Below are 869 nucleotides of genomic sequence, written 5' to 3'. Positions count from 1 at the left end.
AGCGGTCCTCGAAGTTGCCCGGTTCGACATCAAACCGGGCAGCGAGGAGGATTTCGTCGCCGCGTATCACGGGGTGCGTGCGGAGCTCGTCGGCACGCCGGGCTGTCGTTCCGCGCGGATGACCCGCGGGGTCGAGTCACCGTCGAGTTTCGTGCTGCTCGTCGAGTGGGACAGCCTGGACGCCCATCTGACGAACTTCCGGGAGTCGGAGCGGTTTGTCCGCTGGCGTGCCGCCCTCGGCCCGTACTTCGACGGCACCCCGACGGTGGCGCACAGCGCAGACGTCCCCGCCGCTCCCGGCCCGGCCTGACCCTCGACGACCGCCGGACCTCTGATCATGGCAGCGTTCCTCGGGTACCTGTTTTTCGCGCCGCTTACGGCGCTCTTCTTCGGTTTCCTCATCTGGCTGGTGCCGGCGATCCTGCTCCGGAACACGGACGTGGTGAGCCGGCTGAACCTGCGGCCCTTCGCGTTCTTCGTCACCGGCTACGTCTTCAGCGGGCTGATGGCCCTCTACCTGCTGGTGCTGGACGCCGGCCACGACGTCGCGCCGGCGGCCGGCGCCGTCGCATCCCTGGCCCTCCTCTGGGCTGTTCGGCGGCAGTGGCGCCGGCACCGGCCACTGGGCACGCGGCAGGTGGCGAGCAGGCGACGTGGCGGCCCGGTCCAGCCGGGGCAGCCGGGTTACCCCGGCCCACCGGTGCCGTCGGGTTATCCGCATCAGCCCGGCCACCCGTACCCCCCCATGCCGCAGGCCGGGCCGGTCGCGAGAGGTCCATCCGGGTATCCCGAGACCGCCGGATATTCGCTTACGCGGCCGGATCAGCCCCGCCCGGGCGGGGCTGATCCGGCCGCGTAAGCGAATATCC

2 protein-coding genes are annotated in these 869 nt (G+C 71.0%); both read left to right on the top strand.

Features of this window, described 5'->3' with window-relative positions:
* Positions 1-310 (top strand): antibiotic biosynthesis monooxygenase family protein (locus AC08ON_RS08820; RefSeq protein ID WP_476616765.1); only part of this gene is annotated, 310 nt, incomplete at its 5' end.
* A 27-nt stretch (positions 311-337) separates the two neighbouring features.
* Entirely contained in the window at positions 338-859 is a 522-nt protein-coding gene (locus AC08ON_RS08815; protein ID WP_476616764.1) for a hypothetical protein, read from the top strand.
* Positions 860-869: the final 10 nt, after the last annotated feature.

Source organism: Frankia sp. CoWAU3 (genome assembly GCF_977971855.1).
The sequence above is the reverse complement of the archived record's forward strand: the minus strand, read 5'-3'. Positions and strand labels throughout refer to the sequence as shown.

Bases quoted from the DNA above. Each gene is read 5' to 3' on its own strand.
- AC08ON_RS08815 (WP_476616764.1), top strand. From the start codon at position 338: ATGGCAGCGTTCCTCGGGTACCTGTTTTTCGCGCCGCTTACGGCGCTC.